The organism is Streptomyces sp. NPDC048291 (assembly GCF_043201715.1).
Taxonomy (GTDB): Bacteria; Actinomycetota; Actinomycetes; order Streptomycetales; family Streptomycetaceae; genus Streptomyces.
Genome location: NZ_JBICZC010000005.1, coordinates 364076 through 385413 on the forward strand (window position 1 = coordinate 364076; position 21338 = coordinate 385413).

Genomic DNA, 21338 nt, shown 5'->3' on the forward strand with positions numbered 1-21338 from the left:
ATCTTGCCCCGCTGGCGGGAAGTGGACTATACCTGTCGGCGTTTCCCGCACGACTTCCTGCACGACCCAGCACTACCCGACCGCGGTGCCGGGGAGGATCCGGTTCACCGCCTGAGTCCTGGAGAGGGCGAGGACTTGAGCATGGGATCCACCTCCGCAGCGAACCCCGGTTCCGAGGGTGTCGGCCGTCGCGATCTGATCAGGCGTTCGGCCGCACTCGGCCTGATTTCCGTCCCCACCGTCGGATTCCTCTCCGCCTGCGCCAGCAGCGGTGGCGGCGGCCAGTCCAAGGACAAGGCCGGCAAGAAGACGGCCAAGAACCCGCTGGGCGTCAACGACACCGCGCAGATGGAATTCGTCCTCTTCGACGGCGGTTTCGGCAAGGAGTACGCCGAGGACGCGGTCAAGATCTACGAGAAGAACTTCCCGAAGGCCAAGGTCAAGTTCTCCGCCACCCAGAAGATCCAGTCCACGCTCCAGCCCCGCTTCAACCAGGGCACCCCGCCGGACCTCATCGACAACTCCGGCGCCGAGCAGATGGACATGGGTGTGCTCGTCGGCAAGAACCAGCTGGCCGACCTCACCCCGCTGCTCGACGCCCCGTCGTACGACGACCCGAACAAGAAGGTCCGTGACACGCTGCGCCCCGGCATCGTCGAGATGGGCCAGTTCGACGGCGACCCGGTCTGGATCATGTACTACGCCTACACGGTCTACGGCGTCTGGTACTCGCAGAAGGCCCTGGACTCGCTCGACGCGGAGTACCCGCAGACCTGGGACCAGATGATCGCCGTCTGCGAGAAGGCGAAGAAGAAGGGCATGGCCGGCTGGACCTACGCCGGCAAGTACCCCTACTACATCCCCTTCTCGCTCTACCCGATGATCGGCAAGGTCGGCGGCGTCGAGGTCCTGAACGCGATCGACAACCTGGAGCCGAACGCCTGGAAGCACCCGGCCGTCAAGGCGTGTTTCGAGGCCTACTACGAGCTCTACAAGAAGGGCTACATCCTCAAGGGCACCCCCGGCCTCGACCACATCCAGTCGCAGACCGCCTGGGCGCAGGGCAAGGCCCTGTTCATCCCGAACGGCTCCTGGGTGGAGAACGAGTCGGCGAACGTCATCCCCTCCGACTTCAACCTCGCCGTCTCCGCGCCCACCGGCATCGACAAGAACGACAAGATGCCGTTCGGCACCATCTGGGCCTCCGGCGGCGAGCCCTTCATCGTCCCGGCCAAGGCCGCGAACGCCCAGGGCGGCATGGAGCAGCTGCGCATCATGCTCAGCGAGGCGTCGTCGAAGAACTTCACGGCGAAGGTGAAGTCGCTGACCGCGTACAACGGCGGCACCGAGGGCATCACCCTCACCCCGGGCCTCAGCTCCGGCGTGGCGGCGCTCAAGCTGGCCGGGTCGAACGTGGTCAATCCGCGGCTCCAGGACTGGTACGTGCAGCTCCAGAAGGAGAAGATCGGAGTCGCCGGTCTCGGCGAGATGATGGCCGGCCGGCTCACCCCGGCGGAGGCCGTCAAGAAGATCCAGGGCTTCGCCGACGAGGCCGCCAAGGACACCACGATCAAGCACTACAAGCACCAGTAACCAGAAAACCCTCTCGGCACCGGAGTGGCGATGCAGCACGGCAAGTACCGGTTCATCGTGGGGTTTCTGGCGTTGCCCCTCGGACTGTACGCGCTCTTCGTGGTGTGGCCGTTCATCCAGTCCATCTACTACTCGTTCACGGACTGGACCGGCCTGAGCCCCGAATTCAAGATGGTGGGCCTGGACAATTACCGGAGGATGCTGCACGACGACGTCTTCTGGAAGTCCTTGCAGCACAGCTTGATGTTCGCGGTCGTGCTGCCGCTGGTGACGATCAGCCTGGCGCTGTTCTTCGCCTTCATGATCAACGTGGGCGGCCGGAGGAGGAGGGGCGGCCCGGTCGTCTCCGGGGTCCGGGGCTCCTCCTTCTACAAGATCGTCTATTTCTTCCCGCAGGTGCTGTCGATCGCGATCGTCTCGCTGCTGTTCGCCTTCGCCTACAACCCCGACAGCGGCGCCATCAACTCACTGCTCCGCGGAATCGGTCTGGACAATATCCAGCCACTCTGGCTCGGCGACCCGAGCCTCGCCCTGTGGTGCGTGATGGCCGTCCTGGTCTGGTCCACGGTCGGCTTCTTCGTGGTCCTCTTCTCGGCGGGCATGGCGTCCATCCCCATGGACCTCTACGAGGCCGCCCTGCTCGACGGCGCCGGCCGCGCCACCACCTTCTTCCGCATCACCCTGCCGCTGCTGTGGGACACCGTGCAGTCCGGCTGGGTCTACATGGGCATCCTCGCGCTCGGCGCCGAGTCGTTCGCAGTCGTACAGATCATGACGACAGGACCGGGCGGCCCGGACTACTCGACGACCGTGATGGTCCTGTACGTGTACCAGAAGGCGTTCCGGGACGGTCAGGCCGCCTACGCCACCACCATCGGCGTCGCCCTGCTCGTCGTCACGCTCGCCTTCGCGGCGGTCGTGATGCGGCTGGGCCGTCGCGAGCGGCTGGAGTACTGAAGCGATGACGACGACCGAGACCGACACCACCGTCACGAAGATCGACGTCCCCGCGCCGAAGCCGCCCCGGCAGAAGCGCGAGGGCGGGGTCCTCAACGTCTTCTCCCACGGCATCCTGGTCCTCTGGGCGGTCATGGTGGTCACGCCGCTGCTGTGGGCGGTGATGACGTCCTTCAAGGACGACCGGTCCATCTTCACCTCGCCCTGGGCGCTCCCCGACCGGCTGCACTTCGAGAACTGGGCGCGGGCCTGGACCGACGCGAACATGAGCGACTACTTCCTGAACACCGTCCTGGTGGTCGGCGGTTCGCTCATCGGCACCCTGGTCCTCGGCTCGATGGCCGCCTACGTCCTGGCCCGCTTCGACTTCCCGGGCAACCGCTTCATCTACTACCTCTTCATCGGCGGCATGAGCTTCCCGATCATGCTCGCGCTGGTCCCGCTGTTCTACGTCGTCAACAACCTGGGCCTGCTGAACACGATCCACGGCCTGATCCTGGTCTACATCGCGTACTCGCTGCCGTTCACGGTCTTCTTCCTCACGGCGTTCTTCCGCACGCTGCCCACGTCCGTGGCCGAGGCGGCCTTCGTCGACGGTGCCTCGCACACCCGCACGTTCTTCCAGATCATGCTGCCGATGGCGAAGCCCGGCCTGATCAGCGTGGGGATCTTCAACTTCCTCGGCCAGTGGAACCAGTACATGCTCCCCACGGTCCTCAACACCGACCCCGACAAGCACGTCCTCACCCAGGGCCTCGTCCAGCTCGCCGTCAGCCAGGGCTACAAGGGCGACTGGTCCGGTCTCTTCGCCGGCCTGGTGATGGCGATGCTCCCGGTCCTGGCGGCCTACATCATCTTCCAGCGCCAGGTGGTGGCGGGCCTGACGGCCGGCGCTTTGAAGTAACGAAGCGTTTGCGTCCCCAAAGGGGCGCGGGGAACTGCGCGACCAGCCACGACGCACCCGCACCCGGCCGCGGCCCCCGTCGGCACCCCCCAGACCAGTGGCCTAGACATGTCCATCGCGTGTCCCTCAGGCGACCCCCGAACCGCCAACGATTTCTGTCAAGGACTTGACGGCGGTAACCCGTTCAGCAGAGCTTGGAGTTCATAACTTGTAAGTGGCCCGGTCTCAGTGAGGTGATCTGGGTCACGTTGGCGGCACCGTGGCCGCCTCCGATGGCGGGAGTGGATGGGTCGATGGAGACTCCGGGGTCGCAGTCGTCGCTGCACCGAGCCAATCTGGAACGTGTCGTACGGGCCGTACGCCTGGCCGGATCGCTCACGCAGGCGGAGATCGCGCGCACGACCGGCCTCTCGGCCGCAACGGTCTCCAACATCGTGCGCGAGCTCAAGGACGGCGGAACCGTCGAGGTCACGCCCACGTCGGCCGGCGGCCGCAGGGCCCGCAGCGTGAGTCTGAGCGGTGACGCAGGCATCGTGATCGGTGTCGACTTCGGCCACACCCACCTGCGCGTCGCGATCGGGAACCTCGCCCACCAGGTGCTGGCCGAGGAGTCCGAGCCCCTCGACGTGGACGCGTCGTCCAGCCAGGGCTTCGACCGGGCGGAAGAGCTGGTCAACCGCCTGATCGCGGCGACCGGCGTGGACCGCTCGAAGATCGCCGGCGTGGGCGTCGGCGTCCCCGGCCCGATCGACGTCGAGTCCGGCACCCTCGGCTCCAGCGCCATCCTGCCCGGCTGGATCGGGGCGAGACCCGCCGAGGAGCTCCGGCTCCGCCTCGGCGTCCCCGTGCACGTCGACAACGACGCCAACCTCGGCGCCCTCGGCGAACTGGTCTGGGGCAGCGGCAAGGGCGTCCGCGATCTCGCGTACATCAAGGTCGCGAGCGGTGTAGGCGCCGGTCTGGTGATCAACGGGAAGATCTACCGGGGCCCGGGCGGCACGGCCGGTGAAATAGGACATATTACACTCGACGAGTCCGGCCCGGTCTGCCGCTGCGGCAACCGCGGCTGCCTGGAGACCTTCGCGGCGGCCCGCTACGTGCTGCCGCTGCTCCAGCCCGGCCACGGCCCCGACCTGACCATGGAAGGCGTCGTACGGCTGGCCCGGGACGGCGACCCGGGCTGCCGTCGTGTGATCGGCGACGTCGGCCGTCACATCGGCAGTGGAGTGGCCAATCTCTGTAACCTGCTGAACCCGAGCCGGGTGGTCCTCGGCGGCGACCTGGCCGAGGCCGGAGAGCTGGTCCTGGGGCCCATCAGGGAGTCTGTGGGGCGCTACGCGATCCCCAGCGCCGCGCGCCAGCTCTCGGTGCTTCCAGGGGCCCTCGGCGGCCGCGCCGAGGTGCTCGGGGCGCTCGCTCTCGCGCTCAGCGAGATGGGCGATTCGACCCTTCTGGACGGCTCTGTTCCGGCTGTTGCACCTGTCTTCACTTAGAGAACGCATGGCGCCGTTGCCATCTCGTTAAGTATTTACTTCTTGACGTCGAACTTGCGGCCGAGTTGACTTCGAGCCACCTCGGCCGCAGCGTTGCGGCCCTGTCAGGGAGGCACCCCCAAATGAACGCAACGATGCGTAGAGTCGTGATCGGCACCGCCGCGGTTTCCATGGCGCTGTCCGTCGCCGCCTGTGGCAAGGCCGGCGACGACAAGAAGAGCGACTCGAGCAGCAGCAGCTCCTCCGGTGGCAAGACCATCGGCCTGCTGCTCCCCGACAGCGTGACCGCGCGCTACGAGAAGTTCGACCACCCGTACTTCGAGGCCCAGGTCAAGAAGCTGTGTGCCGACTGCACGGTCGACTACGCGAACGCTGCCGGTGACGCCGCCAAGCAGGCCCAGCAGGTCAGCACCATGGTCACCAAGGGCGTCAAGGTCATCGTGATCTCCGCCCAGGACTCCGCGGCCATCAAGTCCTCCATCGACGCCGCCGTGGCCAAGGGTGTCAAGGTCGTCGCGTACGACCGCCTGGCCCAGGGCAAGGTCTCGGCCTACGTCTCCTTCGACAACGTCAAGGTCGGCGAGCTCCAGGGCCAGGCCCTGCTCGACGCCCTCGGCTCCAAGGCGACCACCAAGTCGAAGGTCGTCATGATCAACGGTGACGACGCCGACCCGAACGCCGCGCAGTTCAAGTCGGGTGCCCACAAGGCCCTGGACGGCAAGGTCGACATCGCCTACGAGCAGTCCGGCCTGTGGAAGGACACCGTCGCCGCGCAGAAGGTGAAGGCGGCCATCACGCAGCTCGGCGCCAAGAACATCGCGGGCGTCTACTCCGCCAACGACGGCATGGCCGGTGGTATCGCCACCACCCTCAAGGGCGCCGGCATCAGCGGCATCCCGCTGACCGGTCAGGACGCGGAGCTCGCGGGCATCCAGCGCATCGTCGCCGGCACCCAGTCCTCCACCGTCTACAAGGCGTTCAAGCCGGAGGCCGACGCCGCCGCCACGATCGCCGTGGACCTGCTGCAGGGCAAGAGCATCGACTCGCTCGCCACCGGCACGCAGACCAGCGGCTCCGGCGACAAGGTGCCCTCGCAGCTGCTGACCCCGGTGTCGGTCACCAAGGCCAACATCAAGGACACGGTGATCAAGGACGGTCTGTACACCGTCTCCGACATCTGCACCAGCGAGTTCGCCAAGGCCTGCAAGGCCGCCGGCCTCCAGTAGCCCCGCCCCGGAGCCGCGAGGCTCCGGTCGCCAGCGCCCGGGTGGTCGCAGTACGACACCCGGGCCCCGGCCGCCCGACGCGCAGGCCCTTCCGCAAGGTGCCCCGGCCGTCCGGCGGTCTCGCGAGACCCCTCCGACGCCCGCTCCGGCCTTCATACCCCGCTGCCGGAGCGGGCGTCGGACGGACCCGTTGCCAAGCGCAGCGGATTCGCGCATGTTCATCTTGTAAACCGCGTGCGTACCCCGACAACAGTCCGAGGTACCGCACGACCCTCCGCGCCTGATCACCAAGCGCGGCATCCCCGCCGGTCAGGCGGCGAAGGAGATGGTTCACGTGTCCGCTACGCCCGTGCTGGCGTTGCGCGGAGTCTCCAAGCGATTCGGTGCGGTCCAGGCCCTCACCGATGTCGAACTGGAGGTTCACGCCGGAGAAGTGGTCGCCCTGGTGGGCGACAACGGCGCAGGAAAGTCGACCCTGGTCAAGACGATCGCGGGTGTGCACCCCATCGATGAGGGCGTCATCGAGTGGGAGGGCAACTCCGTCAGCATCAACAAGCCGCACGACGCCCAGGGACTGGGTGTCGCGACGGTCTACCAGGACCTCGCGCTCTGCGACAACCTCGACGTGGTGGGGAACCTCTTCCTCGGCCGTGAGCTGCTGCACCGCGGCGTCATCGACGAGGTGACGATGGAGAAGCAGGCCCGCGAGCTGCTGAGCACGCTCTCCATCCGGATCCCGAGCGTGCGCATCCCGATCGCCAGCCTCTCCGGCGGTCAGCGTCAGGTCGTGGCCATCGCCCGCGCCCTGATCGGCGACCCCAAGGTCGTCATCCTCGACGAGCCCACCGCCGCCCTCGGTGTCGAGCAGACCGCGCAGGTCCTCGACCTGGTCGAGCGGCTGCGCGAGCGCAACCTCGCCGTCATCCTCATCAGCCACAACATGGCGGACGTCAAGGCGGTCGCGGACACCGTCGCCGTGCTGCGTCTGGGCAAGAACAACGGTTTCTTCCCCGTGAAGAGCACCAGCCAGGAAGAGATCATCGCCGCGATCACGGGTGCCACGGACAACGCCGTGACCCGTCGTTCCGAGCGACGCACCACGGAGGCGGCAAAGTGAGCGAGACGTCGAACAAGACCGTGCAGGGCGACGAGTCGCCCCAGCTCGACAAGACCGAGGCGGCCGCCGAGGCCCCGACCACGGTCGCTCCGGCCGACGACCCCACGGCCGCGCCGGTCACCGTCGTCGACCCGCGGCTGCTGGTCCGTGAGGAGGGCTTCAAGGGCTACCTCACGGAGTTCAAGCGCCGGGTGAAGGGCGGCGAGCTGGGCTCGCTGCCGGTGGTGGTCGGCCTGATCATCATCTGGACGATCTTCCAGGTGAAGAACAGCCTGTTCCTCAGCGCGGACAACCTCTCCAACATCAGCTACTTCCTCGCGGCCACCGGCATGCTCGCCATCGGCCTGGTGTTCGTGCTGCTGCTCGGCGAGATCGACCTGTCCGTCGGCTCGGTGAGCGGTCTGGCCTCCACGGTGTTCGCCGTCCTGGCGGTCAACCACGGCATGAACCAGTGGCTGGCCCTGGTCCTCACGATCATCACGGGCATCGGCATCGGCGCCCTGCACGGCTGGTTCTTCGCCAAGATCGGCGTACCCGCGTTCGTGGTCACCCTGGCCGGCTTCCTCGGCTGGAACGGTCTGATGCTGTGGCTGCTGGGCTCCAGCGGCACGATCAACATCCCGGCCGACAGCGGCCCGGTGAAGCTCCTCGGCCAGTCCTCCTTCTTCATGGACCAGGCCATCATCGGCGCCTACCTGCTGGCCGGCCTCGGTGTCGTCCTCTCGGCCCTGGGCCAGTTCAACGAGCAGCGCCGGCGCCGTGCGGCGGGCGTGCCGTTCCGGCCCACCAGCGAGATCCTGATCCGCGTCGCCCTGCTCGCCATCGCGTCCTTCGTCGCGGCGGCCGTGCTGAACAACGCGTCCGGTGTCTCCAACGCGCTGGTGATCTTCCTCGCGTCGCTGGTCGTCGTCGACTTCGTGCTGCGCCGCACGACGTACGGCCGCAAGGTCTTCGCGGTCGGCGGCGGCATCGAGGCGGCCCGCCGTGCGGGTATCAGCGTGCCGATGGTCCGGATCACCGTGTTCGCGATCTCCGGCGGCTTCGCGGCCATCGGCGGCATGTTCTTCGCCGGCCAGACCGCGAGCGCCACGCTCAACGCCGGTGGCGGCAACACGCTGATGCTCGCCATCGCGGCGGCCGTCATCGGTGGTACGTCGCTGTTCGGTGGCCGGGGTACCGTCTGGTCCGCGCTGCTGGGCATGCTGGTCATCCAGTCCATCCAGACCGGTCTCGACCTGCTGAACATGAACACCTCGATCCAGTACATGATCACCGGTGGTGTTCTGCTGGGTGCGGTCGTCATCGACTCGGTCTCCCGCAAGAGCCAGAAGGCCGCGGGGCGCGGCTGACGCCGAGCGCCGTAGTGGGTGCGGTGCGTCGGCCGCTGACCCGCCGTCGTGGCTGGTCGCGCAGTTCCCCGCGCCCCTGAGTTTCCGACTGTGCCCGGCACTGGACAGTGCCGGGCACAGTCGTGTCATAGGTGGGGCTCATGATGGGTACAGCCGATCGCGTGACCCATGACCCAAGGGCCGGAGTCGTTCCGCCCGAGCGGAACATTAGACTCGACGAGCCCGGCAACAGCTCGATCAGCTCTACTGCAAGGAGGCACGGGTGCCGCTGCTGACCCGTATCAGGGGACCGCGCGATCTGGACCGGCTCAGCCCCGAGGAGCTGGTCCAGCTGGCAGAGGAGATCCGGAGCTTCCTCGTCGAGGCGGTCTCCAAGACCGGCGGACACCTCGGTCCCAACCTGGGCGTGGTCGAGCTCACCATCGCCCTGCACCGCGTCTTCGACTCCCCGAAGGACAAGGTGCTCTGGGACACCGGCCACCAGTCCTACGTGCACAAGCTGCTCACCGGCCGCCAGGACTTCTCGAAGCTGAAGCAGAAGGGCGGCCTGTCCGGCTACCCCTCGCAGGCCGAGTCCGAGCACGACGTCATCGAGAACAGCCACGCCTCCACCGTGCTCGGCTGGGCCGACGGCATCGCCAAGGGCAACCAGCTGCTCGAACGCGACGCCCACGTCGTCGCCGTGATCGGTGACGGCGCCCTCACCGGCGGCATGGCCTGGGAGGCGCTGAACAACATCGCCGACGCCAAGGACCGCCCGCTCGTCATCGTCGTCAACGACAACGAGCGCTCCTACGCCCCGACCATCGGCGGCCTCGCCAACCACCTGGCGACCCTGCGCACCACCGACGGGTACGAGCGGTTCCTGGCCCGCGGCAAGGATCTCCTTGAGCGCACGCCGGTCGTCGGCAGGCCGCTCTACGACACCCTGCACGGCGCCAAGAAGGGGCTGAAGGACTTCATCGCCCCGCAGGGCATGTTCGAGGACCTGGGCCTGAAGTACGTCGGCCCGATCGACGGCCACGACATGGAGGCCCTGGAGTCGGCCCTGGCCCGGGCCAAACGGTTCGGCGGCCCGGTCATCGTGCACTGCCTCACCGAGAAGGGCCGCGGCTACCAGCCCGCCCTCCAGGACGAGGCCGACCGCTTCCACGGCATCGGCCCCATCCACCCCGACACCGGCCTGCCGGTCAAGGCCTCCGGCGCCGACTGGACCTCCGTCTTCGGCGACGAGATGGTCGAGCTCGGCAGGGAGCGCGAGGACATCGTCGCCATCACCGCGGCCATGCTCCAGCCGGTCGGCCTGAAGAAGTTCGCGGACACCTTCCCGGACCGCATCTACGACGTCGGCATCGCCGAGCAGCACGGCGCCGTCTCCGCGGCGGGTCTCGCCACCGCCGGCCTGCACCCCGTCTTCGCCGTGTACGCCACCTTCCTCAACCGCGCCTTCGACCAGGTGCTGATGGACGTGGCCCTGCACAGGTGCGGGGTCACCTTCGTCCTGGACCGGGCCGGCGTCACCGGCACCGACGGCGCCTCCCACAACGGCATGTGGGACATGTCGATCCTCCAGGTCGTCCCCGGCCTCAGGCTCGCCGCCCCGCGCGACGCCGACCAGGTCCGCGCCCAGCTCCGCGAGGCCGTCCAGGTCGACGACGCCCCGACGGTCGTCCGCTTCTCCAAGGGCGCGGTCGGCCCCGCCGTGGCCGCCGTCGGCCGGGTCGGCGGCATGGACGTCCTGCGCGAGCCGGGCACCGACACCCCCGACGTGCTCCTCGTGTCGGTGGGCGCGCTGGCCCCGATGTGCCTGGAGATCGCCGGCCTGCTCGACAAGCAGGGCATCTCCACCACCGTGGTCGACCCGCGCTGGGTCAAGCCGGTCGACGAGGCGATGGCCCCGCTGGCCGAACGCCACCGCGTGGTCGTCACCGTCGAGGACAACAGCCGCGTCGGCGGCGTCGGCTCCACCGTCGCCCAGTCCCTGCGCGACGCGGGCGTCGACGTCCCCCTCCGCGACTTCGGCATCCCACCCCGCTTCCTCGACCACGCGTCGAGGGCCGAGGTCATGGCGGAGATCGGCCTGACCGCCCCCGACATCGCCCGCCAGGTCACCGGCCTGGTGGCGAAGCTGGACGGTCAGCCCGCGGATGTCAGCTCGGTCGAGCCTGCAAGAGACTGAGCTGAAGCGCCCCTGAAAGGGGCGCGGGGAACTGCGCGACCAGCCCCCGCCGGTCGGCAGTCCCCGACGAAACACAAACCACCCCAATGGGTCGGTCTCTCCCACCCCTCCGGTGGCGAGACCGACCCATCTGCGTGAACCTGCCCTTGCCGGGGCATACGCACCCCCGGCCCTCTCGATCATGTCGAGGACGACAAACGTGGGAGGTAGGCACGTGAGCAGCACCCTCTTCAGGACCAAGAACGTCGAGCAGTCCATCAAGGACACCGAGGAACCGGAGCACGCGCTCAAGAAGTCGCTGTCGGCCCTGGACCTCACGGTCTTCGGCGTGGGTGTCATCATCGGCACCGGCATCTTCGTCCTGACCGGCACCGCCGCCAAGAACACGGCCGGCCCCGCCGTCGCGCTCTCCTTCGTCGTCGCCGGCATCGTCTGCGGCCTCGCCGCACTCTGCTACGCCGAGTTCGCCTCCACCGTCCCGGTCGCCGGTTCGGCGTACACCTTCTCGTACGCCTCGCTCGGCGAGTTCCCCGCGTGGATCATCGGCTGGGACCTGGTGCTGGAGCTGGCGCTGGGCACGGCGGTGGTCGCCGTCGGCTGGTCGGGGTACATCCACTCGCTGCTCGACAACGCCGGCTGGCACCTGCCCGCGTACCTCAGCAGCCGGGACGGCGCCCACGGCTTCGGCTTCGACATCCTCGCCGCCGCCCTGGTCCTCGTCCTCACCGCGATCCTCGTCGTCGGCATGAAGCTCTCCGCGCGGGTCACCTCGGTCGTCGTCGCCATCAAGGTGGCCGTCGTCCTGGTCGTCATCATCGCGGGCGCCTTCTTCATCCACAGCGGCAACTACAGCCCCTTCGTCCCGCCGAAGGAGGCCGTGCCGGCCGGCGGCAACCTCAAGGCGCCGCTGATCCAGCTGATGTTCGGCTGGGCCCCCTCCAACTTCGGCGTGATGGGCATCTTCACCGCCGCCTCCGTCGTCTTCTTCGCCTTCATCGGCTTCGACGTCGTCGCCACCGCCGCCGAGGAGACCCGCAACCCCCAGCGGGACGTACCGCGCGGCATCATGGGCTCCCTGATCATCTGCACCCTGCTGTACGTCGCCGTGGCCATCGTGGTGACCGGCATGCAGAAGTACAGCGAGCTGTCCGTGGACGCTCCGCTCGCGGACGCCTTCAAGGCCACCGGACACCCCTGGTTCGCCGGCCTGATCAGCTTCGGCGCCGCCGTCGGCCTGACCACCGTGTGCATGATCCTGCTGCTCGGCCAGTCCCGGGTGTTCTTCGCGATGAGCCGGGACGGCCTGCTGCCCCGCTTCTTCTCGCACACCCACCCGAGGTTCCGCACCCCGTACCGGCCGACCATCCTGCTCGGCGTCGTCATCGCGATCGTCGCCGGCTTCACCAGTCTCAGCGAACTCGCCGAACTCGTGAACATCGGCACGCTCTTCGCCTTCATCGTCGTCGCGATCAGCGTCGTCATCCTGCGCAACACCCGGCCGGACCTGGAGCGGTCCTTCCGCACCCCCTGGGTGCCGGTACTGCCGGTCGTGTCCGTGCTGGCCTCGCTGTGGCTGATGCTCAACCTGCCTGCCGAGACCTGGCTGCGGTTCGCCATCTGGATGGTCATCGGCTTCGTCGTCTACTTCCTCTACGGCCGCACCCACAGCCGCCTCGCCCAGGCCGAACGGGCCCCCGCCGACGCTCCGTGACCGGCAGGCTCGCCGCTCCGGCCCCGTATGTCCCGTCCGGGTGGGACTGCGGGGCCGGATAGCGTGCCTCCATGCTTCTCGCGCCCCTCGCCCCACCACGGTCCGTAGTCGCAGGGAAGGGGTACTGGACGCGGCTGCTGCCGCTGCTCGCCGTGCTGGCCTGCGTGACCAGGGTGCCCTCCTTCCTCCGGCCGCTGTGGAACCCGGACGAGGGCTATCTCGCCGTACAGGCCCGCATACTGGCGGGCGGCGGGCAGCTGTACGAGACGGTCGTGGACCGCAAGCCGCCGCTGCTGCCGTGGCTGTACGAGGGGACGTTCGCGGTCTTCGGGTCCGGGTCGCTCACCCCGGTCCGGATCCTCGCCGTACTGGCCCAGCTGGCCACCGCCGCGCTGCTCGCGTCGATCGCCCGGCGGCGCTGGGGCGACCGCGCGGGCCGTACCGCCGGGGCGCTGTACCTGCTGGTCTCGGTCGGGCTCAACCCCGAGGACGCGCAGGCGGCCACCTTCGAGGTGTTCATGCTGCCCTGCACGGCCGCCGCGATGTGGTGTGCCGACCGCCGCCGCTGGGGAGCGGCCGGCGCCGCCGTCGCCTGCGCCTTCCTCACCAAGCAGACCGGCGGGGCGGTCCTGCTGCCGGTGCTCTACCTCCTCAACCGGTACGGCGGCCCGCGCGCCGGCCTGCTCCGGCTGGCGGTCGGCGCCGCCCTGCCGGTGCTGGGCGCGGCCCTGGCCACCGACCCGGCCGGCTTCGCCTTCTGGACGGTCACCGGGTCCGGCGCCTACGCCTCCTTCACCGGTTCCGAACTCCACGTCCTGGTAAGGGCGTTGACCAACACCGCGATCCTCGGCGCGGCCTCGGCCGGCCTGCTCCCGCCCATCGTGCGAGCCCTGCGCATCGCCCGCACCGGCGCCCCCGACCTGTGGCTGTGGCTGGCCGCGTCGGCGGCGGCGGTCACCCTCGGCTTCCACTTCTTCGGCCACTACTTCCTGCAACTCACCCCGCCCCTCGCGCTGTTGGCCACGGCCGCGCTGCAGATCCTGCCGTGGGAACGGACCTCGGCCGCAGTCCTCGCCTCGGCCTGCGCCTGCACCCTCTTCCTGGCCTGGGGCGTGCTGGCCCCCCGCCCCGAACTCGCGCACGCGCAGCGGCTGGCGCTCACCCTCGACCGCCGTACCGCGCCCGGCGACCGGGTCCTGGTCTGGGGCATACACCCGGAGACGTACTGGCTCGCCGACCGCGCCCCCGCCACCCGCTACCTCACCGCCGGTCTCCTCACCAACTTCAGCGGTGGCCGGGACGGCCCGCAGGTCGGCGAGAAGTACGCCGTCGCGGGCACCTGGCCGGTCTTCCGCGCCGAACTCGCCGACCGGGCCCCGGCCCTGGTGATCGACGACTCCCGCGGCAAGCCGTACGGCCCCGACCGCGTCCCGAGCCTGCGCAGACTCCTCGCGGCCGACTACGAGCAGGTGGGCGAGGTGGACGGGGCGGTGCTGTACATAAGGGCGCCGAGCGCCCCGTAAGGGGCGCGGGGCCGTATTGCATGTGCGGCTACCGCCGCGCGGGCGCGACCAGCCCCCACCGGCCCGCGGTGAACGAACCGCGCAACCCGCGGCTCAATGCAGCAGAGCGCTCGGCCCGATCACCTCGGCGCCCAACTCCGTGACCCGGCCCCGCAGTTCACGGTCGGCCGTGACGACGAGCCGGGGCCGGCCGCGGTCCTCGGCGGCCAGCTCCACGATCCGGTCGTCGCCGCTGCCGGGCGCCGACTCCACCCGTACCCCCGGCACCGACGCCACCCCGCGGGCCGCGCCCTCGACGACGAGCACCAGCTCCACCGGCGTCGGCCGGCCGGGCAGCCCCCGCTCGGCCAGCCGGTCGCGCAGCCGCTCCGCGGCTCCCTTGCGGTCCCGCCACCAGCCGTCCGGCCGCGACCCGACGACGTTCGCGCCGTCGACGATCACCAGCAGGGGAGCTTCGTCTTCCATGCCCCAAGCCTCGCACGCCAGGGGCCGCCCCACTGCCCCGAACGGCCCCGCTTAGAGTGATGCGGTGAACGGCGACTGGCTCCTCCGCGGCCGTGACGGCCGGCTCAGTGTCTATCTGCCGTCGGGCGAGGCCGTGCTGTGCCGGGCGGAACGCGGACCCGGCGCACCCTGGGGCACGCCCCGGAAGGTGGGCGGCGAGCAGCGGCTGCACCCCGGCTTCGCGGTGGGCGCCGGCGTCGACGGGTACGCCCATCTGGTCGCCTGGCGGCCCACCGTGAAGGGCGAGGCGGGGCTCGTCCACTCCACCCACTACCGGCCGCATCTGGCCGCCATGGACTGGCAGTCGATCGGCCACCCGAGCAAGAAGGGCGACGTCACCGGCGCCCCGGCGGTGGCGGTGGACGCGCGGGGCCGCGCCCATGTCTTCGTGCGCAACCGGGGGCGCGGGGTGAGCATGGTCGCCCAGAAGGAGAAGGGCGGCTGGGAGCCCTGGCGGGACCTGAAGGGGCGGCTGGTGGAGGACGGACTCGCGGCGGTGACCGGCGAGTCGGGGCGCGTCGAGGTGTACGCCGCCGTGCCGGGCGGGATCGTGTACTGGCGTCAGGAGGAGTCCGGCAAGCCGCCCGTGCAGCTGGAGGAGTTGGAGGCCCCGGTCCGGCCGGGCACCCTCACCGCCCTCGCCACCTCGGCCGAGAGCACGACCCTCTTCTACACCGACGAGTCCGGCGACCTGTGCGCCTGGCGCCCGGGCGGCGCGCCGTACGCCCTGCTGCCGTCCGCGGGGCCCGGCCAGGTCGCCGCGGTCCGCTGTGAACTCGACGGGTACGACTGCACCCTGCTCGCCCAGCGTTCGGCGAGCGGCCGGGTGGCCTTCGCCGCCTATCCGACCCAGGACGAGCGGGCCGGCGCCTGGTGGACCGAGTCGGGACCGCAGCTCCCGGCCGACGCCCAGGTCGCCCTGACCACGGACGCGGAGGGCCTGGTGACCGCGGCGAGCCAGTCCCCGTCCACCGGCCAGCTCCTGCTGACCCGCCGCAAGGACGAGCCGGGGCTGGCACTGCGGGCCTGGCAGGAGGTCTGAGGCGGGCTCCGGACCGTCACGAACGGGGCGCGTGCGCCATGATGGCCACCGTGGAAAACCAGACACTCATCGACGCCTGGCGGCGTCTGCTCACCGGCTCCGGCAAGTCGTGGGTGGTATTCGAGCACGGCACCTGCGTGGTGGTCGAACACCCCGTCGGAGACCTCGCCGAGCAGGCCGTCGGTATTCTCCGCGAGTTCGGCCCCATGCACGTCGCCACCACGGCGGGTGATTTCCGGGTGCTCGAACTCCAGCAGGGCGACGGCTGGCTGGTGACGAGCCACCATCCGGACGTCGTCACCTTCGTGCCGCGCGACGACCCCGAGGAACCCTCCCACCTGGCCGTCGGCATCCTGGGCCGCTCCCGCCGCGACCGCGACGGCACCGAACTGAGAGTCGTCCACGCGGAGCCGGCCCCGCCCGCCTGAAGCGGGCACGGCCAGGCACGCCGATGCCCGGCGCACCAGTCGGTGTGCCGGGCATCGGTTCCGTGCGGAGGAGGCTACGCCGGGACGCTCGCCACGCCCGGGGCCAGGAACTTCTTGCCGTTGACGCGCTCCGAGACGCCCTCGCGGTCCAGGTACGGCGTGATGCCGCCCAGGTGGAAGGGCCAGCCGGCGCCCGTGATCAGGCAGAGGTCGACGTCCTGCGCCTCGGCGACGACACCCTCGTCGAGCATGAGCCCGATCTCCTGGGCGACGGCGTCCAGGACGCGGTCACGGACCTGCTCCTCGGAGAGGACCGAGTCGCCCTGCTTGAGCAGCGCGGCGACCTCGGGGTCCAGCTCCGGCTTCCCGCTGTCGTACACGTAGAAGCCGCGCTTGCCCGCCTTGACGACGGCCGCGAGGTTCGGGGAGACCGTGAAGCGGTCCGGGAAGGCCCGGTTGAGGGTCTCCGAGACGTGCAGACCGATGGCGGGACCGACCAGCTCAAGGAGGACCAGCGGGGACATCGGCAGGCCCAGGGGCTCCACCGCCTTCTCCGCGACCTCGACCGGGGTGCCCTCGTCGATGACGTTCTGGATCTCGCCCATGAAGCGGGTGAGGATGCGGTTCACGACGAACGCCGGGGCGTCCTTCACCAGAACCGCGGTCTTCTTCAGCTTCTTGGCGACGGCGAAGGCGGTGGCCAGCGACGCGTCGTCGGTCTGCTCGCCGCGCACGATCTCCAGGAGCGGGAGGATCGCGACCGGGTTGAAGAAGTGGAAGCCCACGACCCGCTCGGGGTTCTTGAGCTTCGACGCCATCTCCGTCACCGACAGCGAGGAGGTGTTGGTGGCGAGGATCGCGTGCGCCGGGGCGACCGCCTCGACCTCCGCGAACACCTGCTGCTTGACGCCGATCTCCTCGAACACGGCCTCGATGACGAAGTCCGCGTCGGAGAAGCCCTCCGCCTTGTCCAGCACACCGGTGACCAGGGCCTTGAGGCGGTTGGCCTTGTCCTGGTTGATCCGGCCCTTGCCGAGCAGCTTCTCGATCTCGGCGTGGACGTAGCCCACACCCTTGTCGACGCGCTCCTGGTCGATGTCGGTCAGCACGACCGGCACCTCCAGACGGCGCAGGAAGAGCAGCGCGAGCTGGGAGGCCATCAGACCGGCGCCGACGACACCGACCTTGGTGACCGGGCGCGCCAGGTTCTTGTCCGGGGCGCCCGCGGGGCGCTTGCCGCGCTTCTGCACCAGGTTGAACGCGTAGATGCCGGCGCGCAGTTCGCCGCCCATGATCAGGTCGGCGAGCGCCAGGTCCTCGGCGTCGTAGCCCTGCTGGAGGTCGCCGTTCTTGGCGGCGGCGATGATGTCCAGGGCGCGGTAGGCGGCCGGGGCCGCGCCGTGCACCTTGGAGTCGGCGACGAACCGGCCGCGCGCGACGGCCTGGTCCCAGGCCTCGCCGCGGTCGATCACCGGGCGCTCGACCTCGATGTCGCCCTTCAGTACCTGGGCGGTCCAGATCAGCGACTGCTCCAGGAAGTCGGCGCCCTCGAAGAGGGCGTCGGCGATGCCCAGGTCGAAGACCTGCTGACCCTTGAGCTGCTTGTTCTGGTTGAGGCTGTTCTCGATGATCACCGAGACGGCCTTGTCGGCGCCGATCAGGTTCGGCAGCAGCGCGCAGCCGCCCCAGCCCGGGACCAGACCGAGGAAGACCTCGGGCAGCGAGAACGCCGGGATGGCCTTCGAGACGGTGCGGTACTTGCAGTGCAGACCGACCTCGACGCCACCGCCCATGGCGGCACCGTTGTAGTACGCGAAGGTCGGCACCGCGATACCCGCGAGGCGCTTGAAGACCTCGTGGCCGCCCTTGCCGATGGCCAGCGCGTCCTCGTGGTTCTTCAGCAGCTCGACGCCCTTGAGGTCGGCGCCGACGGCGAAGATGAACGGCTTGCCGGTGATGCCGACACCGACGATCGTGCCCTCGGCCGCCTCCTTCTCCACCTGGTCGATGGCGGTGTTGAGGTTCGCCAGCGAGGCCGGGCCGAAGGTGGTCGGCTTGGTGTGGTCCAGGCCGTTGTCCAGGGTGATCAGCGCGAAGCGCCCGGCCGCGGACGGCAGGTCGAAGTGGCGTACGTGGGCGCTGGTGACGACCTCGTCGGGGAACAGGTCCGAAGCCTGCTTCAGAAGCTCGGCGGTGGTGCTCACTTGTCCCCCTCGAAGTGCGGGTTCTCCCAGATGACCGTCGCGCCCATGCCGAAGCCGACGCACATGGTGTTCAGGCCGTAGCGGACGTGCGGCTGCTCCTCGAACTGGCGGGCCAGCTGCGTCATCAGACGCACACCCGAGGAGGCCAGCGGGTGACCGAAGGCGATGGCGCCGCCGTACTGGTTGACGCGCTCGTCGTCGTCCGCGATGCCGTAGTGGTCGAGGAAGGCCAGCACCTGCACGGCGAAGGCCTCGTTGATCTCGAACAGACCGATGTCGGAGATCGACAGACCCGCCTGGGCGAGCGCCTTCTCCGTGGCCGGGATCGGGCCGTAACCCATGACCTCCGGCTCGACACCCGCGAAGGAGTACGACACGAGGCGCATCTTCACCGGGAGGTTGTTCGCGCGGGCGAACTCCTCGGAGGCGATGATCGAGGCGGTGGCACCGTCGTTCAGACCGGCCGCGTTGCCGGCGGTGACCCGCCCGTGCACGCGGAACGGGGTCTTCAGACCGGAGAGGTTCTCCAGCGTGGTGCCCGGTCGCATCGGCTCGTCGGCGGTGACGAGACCCCAACCGGTCTCGCCGCCCTCCGGGTTGGTCCGGCGCACCGAGATCGGCACCAGGTCGGCCTGGATCTTGCCGTCGGCGTACGCCTTGGCGGCCTTCTCCTGCGAGCGCACCGCGTACTCGTCCGCGCGCTCCTTGGTGATCTGCGGGTAGCGGTCGTGCAGGTTCTCGGCGGTCATGCCCATGAACAGCGCCGACTCGTCGACCAGCTTCTCGCTGACGAACCGCGGGTTCGGGTCGACGCCCTCGCCCATCGGGTGGCGGCCCATGTGCTCGACGCCGCCGGCGATGGCGACGTCGTACGCGCCGAAGGCGACGGAACCGGCGACCGTGGTGACGGCGGTCAGGGCGCCGGCGCACATGCGGTCGATGGAGTAGCCGGGCACGGAGGTCGGCAGGCCCGCGAGAATGCCCGCGGTACGGCCGATGGTCAGACCCTGGTCACCGATCTGCGTGGTCGCGGCGACGGCGACCTCGTCGATCTTCGTGGTGTCGAGACCGGGGTTGCGGCGCAGCAGCTCCCGGATCGCCTTCACGACGAGGTCGTCGGCACGGGTCTCGTGGTAGATGCCCTTCGGGCCCGCCTTGCCGAACGGGGTACGGACGCCGTCGACGAAGACGACATCCCTGACGGTACGAGGCACGATTGGCTCTCCTCCAGGGTGCGGGATGGCACTGCTGCGATGCGCTGAGCGCGCGCTCAGGCCCCATGCTACTTATGAGTAACGTGACTGCCCAGTCCTGGAGGATGGAGCGGCGAACGTCACATGGAAAGGCGCCTGCACCGCAGCGCCCCGTCGGGGGCGCTGGGGGTCCCCCCGGCCGAAGGCTGGGGGAGGAACTGCGCGACCAGCCGCATCGGACCCGCGGACCCGTACGGCGCGCATCGCCGGGGCGGCGGGGGGATGCCGCGGAGGCCGCGCGGTCCGGGGCGTGGCCAGCTCGAAGATACGGGCGTTGCCCGCCAGCAGCAGGCGGGACCGGGGCGCGGAGGACATGAGCACGGAGGCTCCTCTCGGGTGATGGTGCAGGCATCCGGCCGGCGGCCGGGTCATGGACGGCCCCGGAAGAAGGGGACGGCGGGCGGGGACCAGAGGTCCGGCACGCCGCCGGACCGGTGGTGGCGGCCGGCCGCCGGACGCGGTGCCTCGTCGGCCCGTGTCATGACGGGCGCCGCGAGCGCGCAGACCAGCACCGGCCCCCGCCCTGCCGTGTCGTCGTACGCGAGACGGACGGTGGCCGGACCGCACACCACGCCGAGCGCGTCGAGCACCCGGACCGTGTAGCGCGTGAGGACCCGCACCGGCGGGCCGCCCGGCGCGCACGGTCCGGCGGGGGCGTCCGCCCGCAGACCGGTGACGACGTGCTCGGGCCGTCCGTCCGGGCCGGGGCGGGTGACGGTGTCGACCGTGTACCGGCGGCGGCCGGGCAGCTCGCTCAGTACCAGGTGCGGGCTGCCGGAGTACCGGGCGGCCGCGTGCCACAGGGCGGGCCAGGCCGTGTTGATCCGGGCCTCGTCCGCGCATTCCACCGCGTCGACCGGAGTTCCGGCGGCTGCCGGTGCGAGCAGGTAGCCGGCCGCCGGGTACGACCGTGCCCAGGCCACGGCGTCGGCCGGACGCGCGGTACGGATGCCCCGCGGCGCCGGGATCCCCAGCCGGGCCAGCCGGGCCGCCTGGGCGCCCCGGTCGTACCTCAGCGGCGAGGACGCCGGATGGGCTCCGGGAAGACCGAGCTGCCAGGCGATCCGCTCGGCCAGCTCGATCCCTCCGGCCCCGCCCGCGACCACGGCCGACACCCCCAGCCCCCGCAGCGACTTGACCGTCTGCCGCAGCCCCCGGTGCACGACCGTGTCGCCGTACCCGGCGGGCGGCGTCGCGTTCCGGTACGCCGGCGGGCGCAGCCGGTGCTCCGGAACGACGGCCACGGTCCGCCAGCCGTGCCGCGCGAAGGCCTGCGGATACGTTCCTCCACCTTCCTCGTACGGGGCGACCACCGCCGCGGTGCCGACGGCCGCAGCGGCGGAGGAGCAGGGGGCGGTGGTCATGGCGGCGGACTCCCGAGCGGTGTGGGCAGGGGCGGTGGCGGGGCCGCGGTTCGGCTCGCCGTTCGGCCGGTGAAAGTGTCTGAAAGGGCACTGCCGTACCGGGTCCGGCCGGCGGCCTCGGGCCCTGTGCCGCCGAGCCTGTTTGGACCATGTGGTCTCTTCTGCGTCGCTCCCCCTCGTCCCCGGCAGAACAGTGCGTCGGCCCCTCGCGCCACCGGGCAACTTCGCGGATCCGGCGGACTTTTGTCCGGACCCGGTACCCGGCCGAGCGCTCACGGCAGCCAGGGAATCCCACCCGAAGAGGAGCGATGCCCAGCTGTCCGTGACGGTTGCGCGGCTAGAAGGGACCACTCGGTCTGTTCTGGCCTTCCCAGTCTGGAACCCGGGCGCGATCACGTCAAGCGATCAGCGGAAGCAGGCGGTGTCCACCGCTCCGGGACGGGGCGAGGAGCGGTCTCTTCTCGGTCCCCTGGGCCGGTACTATCGGCACG

The 21338-nt window shown here is 70.0% G+C and carries 16 protein-coding genes; 12 read left to right on the forward strand and 4 right to left on the reverse strand.

All coding sequences use genetic code 11. The features are described from left to right. The first annotated feature begins 141 nt into the window (after positions 1 to 141). From ngcE to ACGF5O_RS15600, 10 genes are all read left to right on the forward strand, one after another. Entirely contained in the window at positions 142 to 1593 is a 1452-nt protein-coding gene (gene ngcE / locus ACGF5O_RS15555; RefSeq protein WP_393810398.1) for an N-acetylglucosamine/diacetylchitobiose ABC transporter substrate-binding protein, read from the forward strand. Positions 1594 to 1623: 30 nt separating this feature from the next. Continuing rightward, positions 1624 to 2550: a carbohydrate ABC transporter permease gene (locus ACGF5O_RS15560; RefSeq protein WP_393810399.1), complete on the forward strand. Its 927-nt coding sequence runs from the start codon at positions 1624 to 1626 to the stop codon at positions 2548 to 2550. A gap of 4 nt (positions 2551 to 2554) precedes the next feature. Then, positions 2555 to 3454, forward strand: coding sequence for a carbohydrate ABC transporter permease (locus ACGF5O_RS15565; RefSeq protein ID WP_393810400.1), 900 nt, complete (start codon positions 2555 to 2557; stop codon positions 3452 to 3454). 293 nt (positions 3455 to 3747) lie between these two features. Next, positions 3748 to 4947, forward strand: coding sequence for an ROK family transcriptional regulator (locus ACGF5O_RS15570; protein ID WP_293993554.1), 1200 nt, complete (start codon positions 3748 to 3750; stop codon positions 4945 to 4947). A gap of 134 nt (positions 4948 to 5081) precedes the next feature. Beyond that, complete coding sequence (locus tag ACGF5O_RS15575) at positions 5082 to 6173, forward strand: sugar ABC transporter substrate-binding protein (protein WP_393810401.1); 1092 nt, start codon at positions 5082 to 5084, stop codon at positions 6171 to 6173. 325 nt (positions 6174 to 6498) lie between these two features. Then, entirely contained in the window at positions 6499 to 7290 is a 792-nt protein-coding gene (locus ACGF5O_RS15580; RefSeq protein WP_393810402.1) for an ATP-binding cassette domain-containing protein, read from the forward strand. Further along, positions 7287 to 8639, forward strand: coding sequence for a sugar ABC transporter permease (locus tag ACGF5O_RS15585; RefSeq protein WP_393810403.1), 1353 nt, complete (start codon positions 7287 to 7289; stop codon positions 8637 to 8639). Before ACGF5O_RS15580 ends, ACGF5O_RS15585 begins: the two co-directional genes overlap by 4 nt. Positions 8640 to 8901: 262 nt before the next feature. Next, complete coding sequence (gene dxs, locus ACGF5O_RS15590) at positions 8902 to 10818, forward strand: 1-deoxy-D-xylulose-5-phosphate synthase (protein WP_393810404.1); 1917 nt, start codon at positions 8902 to 8904, stop codon at positions 10816 to 10818. 214 nt (positions 10819 to 11032) lie between these two features. Beyond that, positions 11033 to 12529 carry an amino acid permease gene (locus ACGF5O_RS15595; protein WP_393810405.1) on the forward strand — a complete coding sequence of 499 codons (1497 nt, stop codon included), beginning with the start codon at positions 11033 to 11035 and terminating at the stop codon, positions 12527 to 12529. A gap of 71 nt (positions 12530 to 12600) precedes the next feature. Then, entirely contained in the window at positions 12601 to 14052 is a 1452-nt protein-coding gene (locus ACGF5O_RS15600; RefSeq protein WP_393810406.1) for an ArnT family glycosyltransferase, read from the forward strand. A gap of 93 nt (positions 14053 to 14145) precedes the next feature. On the opposite strand, the gene ACGF5O_RS15605 is transcribed toward ACGF5O_RS15600, so the two are convergent. After that, entirely contained in the window at positions 14146 to 14517 is a 372-nt protein-coding gene (locus tag ACGF5O_RS15605; RefSeq protein ID WP_393810407.1) for an NTP pyrophosphohydrolase, read from the reverse strand. A 64-nt stretch (positions 14518 to 14581) separates the two neighbouring features. On the opposite strand from ACGF5O_RS15605, the gene ACGF5O_RS15610 reads away from it, so the two are divergent. Both ACGF5O_RS15610 and ACGF5O_RS15615 read left to right on the forward strand, forming a co-directional pair. After that, positions 14582 to 15598 carry a hypothetical protein gene (locus ACGF5O_RS15610; protein WP_393810408.1) on the forward strand — a complete coding sequence of 339 codons (1017 nt, stop codon included), beginning with the start codon at positions 14582 to 14584 and terminating at the stop codon, positions 15596 to 15598. Between the two features lie 41 nt (positions 15599 to 15639). After that, complete coding sequence (locus ACGF5O_RS15615) at positions 15640 to 16026, forward strand: hypothetical protein (RefSeq protein ID WP_393810626.1); 387 nt, start codon at positions 15640 to 15642, stop codon at positions 16024 to 16026. Positions 16027 to 16100: 74 nt separating this feature from the next. Here ACGF5O_RS15615 and ACGF5O_RS15620 read toward each other — a convergent pair whose 3' ends face one another. The 3 genes from ACGF5O_RS15620 to ACGF5O_RS15630 form a co-directional block, all read right to left on the reverse strand. After that, positions 16101 to 18230, reverse strand: a complete 2130-nt coding sequence (locus tag ACGF5O_RS15620; RefSeq protein WP_393810409.1) for a 3-hydroxyacyl-CoA dehydrogenase NAD-binding domain-containing protein — start codon at positions 18228 to 18230, stop codon at positions 16101 to 16103. After that, the gene (locus ACGF5O_RS15625; RefSeq protein WP_393810410.1) at positions 18227 to 19444 is read right to left on the reverse strand and encodes a thiolase family protein; all 1218 of its coding nucleotides are present in this window, start codon (positions 19442 to 19444) and stop codon (positions 18227 to 18229) included. The genes ACGF5O_RS15620 and ACGF5O_RS15625 overlap by 4 nt, the downstream gene beginning before the upstream one ends. 407 nt (positions 19445 to 19851) lie before the next feature. After that, the gene (locus ACGF5O_RS15630) at positions 19852 to 20847 is read right to left on the reverse strand and encodes a hypothetical protein (protein ID WP_393810411.1); all 996 of its coding nucleotides are present in this window, start codon (positions 20845 to 20847) and stop codon (positions 19852 to 19854) included. Positions 20848 to 21338 lie beyond the last annotated feature (491 nt).

Excerpts from the sequence above, each read along its gene's own strand:
- ngcE (WP_393810398.1), top strand. The coding sequence starts at position 142 with ATGGGATCCACCTCCGCAGCGAACCCCGGTTCCGAGGGTGTCGGCCGT.
- ACGF5O_RS15560 (WP_393810399.1), top strand. The coding sequence starts at position 1,624 with ATGCAGCACGGCAAGTACCGGTTCATCGTGGGGTTTCTGGCGTTGCCC.
- ACGF5O_RS15565 (WP_393810400.1), top strand. The coding sequence starts at position 2,555 with ATGACGACGACCGAGACCGACACCACCGTCACGAAGATCGACGTCCCC.
- ACGF5O_RS15570 (WP_293993554.1), top strand. The coding sequence starts at position 3,748 with ATGGAGACTCCGGGGTCGCAGTCGTCGCTGCACCGAGCCAATCTGGAA.
- ACGF5O_RS15575 (WP_393810401.1), top strand. The coding sequence starts at position 5,082 with ATGCGTAGAGTCGTGATCGGCACCGCCGCGGTTTCCATGGCGCTGTCC.
- ACGF5O_RS15580 (WP_393810402.1), top strand. The coding sequence starts at position 6,499 with ATGGTTCACGTGTCCGCTACGCCCGTGCTGGCGTTGCGCGGAGTCTCC.
- ACGF5O_RS15600 (WP_393810406.1), top strand. The coding sequence starts at position 12,601 with ATGCTTCTCGCGCCCCTCGCCCCACCACGGTCCGTAGTCGCAGGGAAG.
- ACGF5O_RS15605 (WP_393810407.1), bottom strand. The coding sequence starts at position 14,517 with ATGGAAGACGAAGCTCCCCTGCTGGTGATCGTCGACGGCGCGAACGTC.
- ACGF5O_RS15615 (WP_393810626.1), top strand. The coding sequence starts at position 15,640 with ATGGCCACCGTGGAAAACCAGACACTCATCGACGCCTGGCGGCGTCTG.
- ACGF5O_RS15630 (WP_393810411.1), bottom strand. The coding sequence starts at position 20,847 with ATGACCACCGCCCCCTGCTCCTCCGCCGCTGCGGCCGTCGGCACCGCG.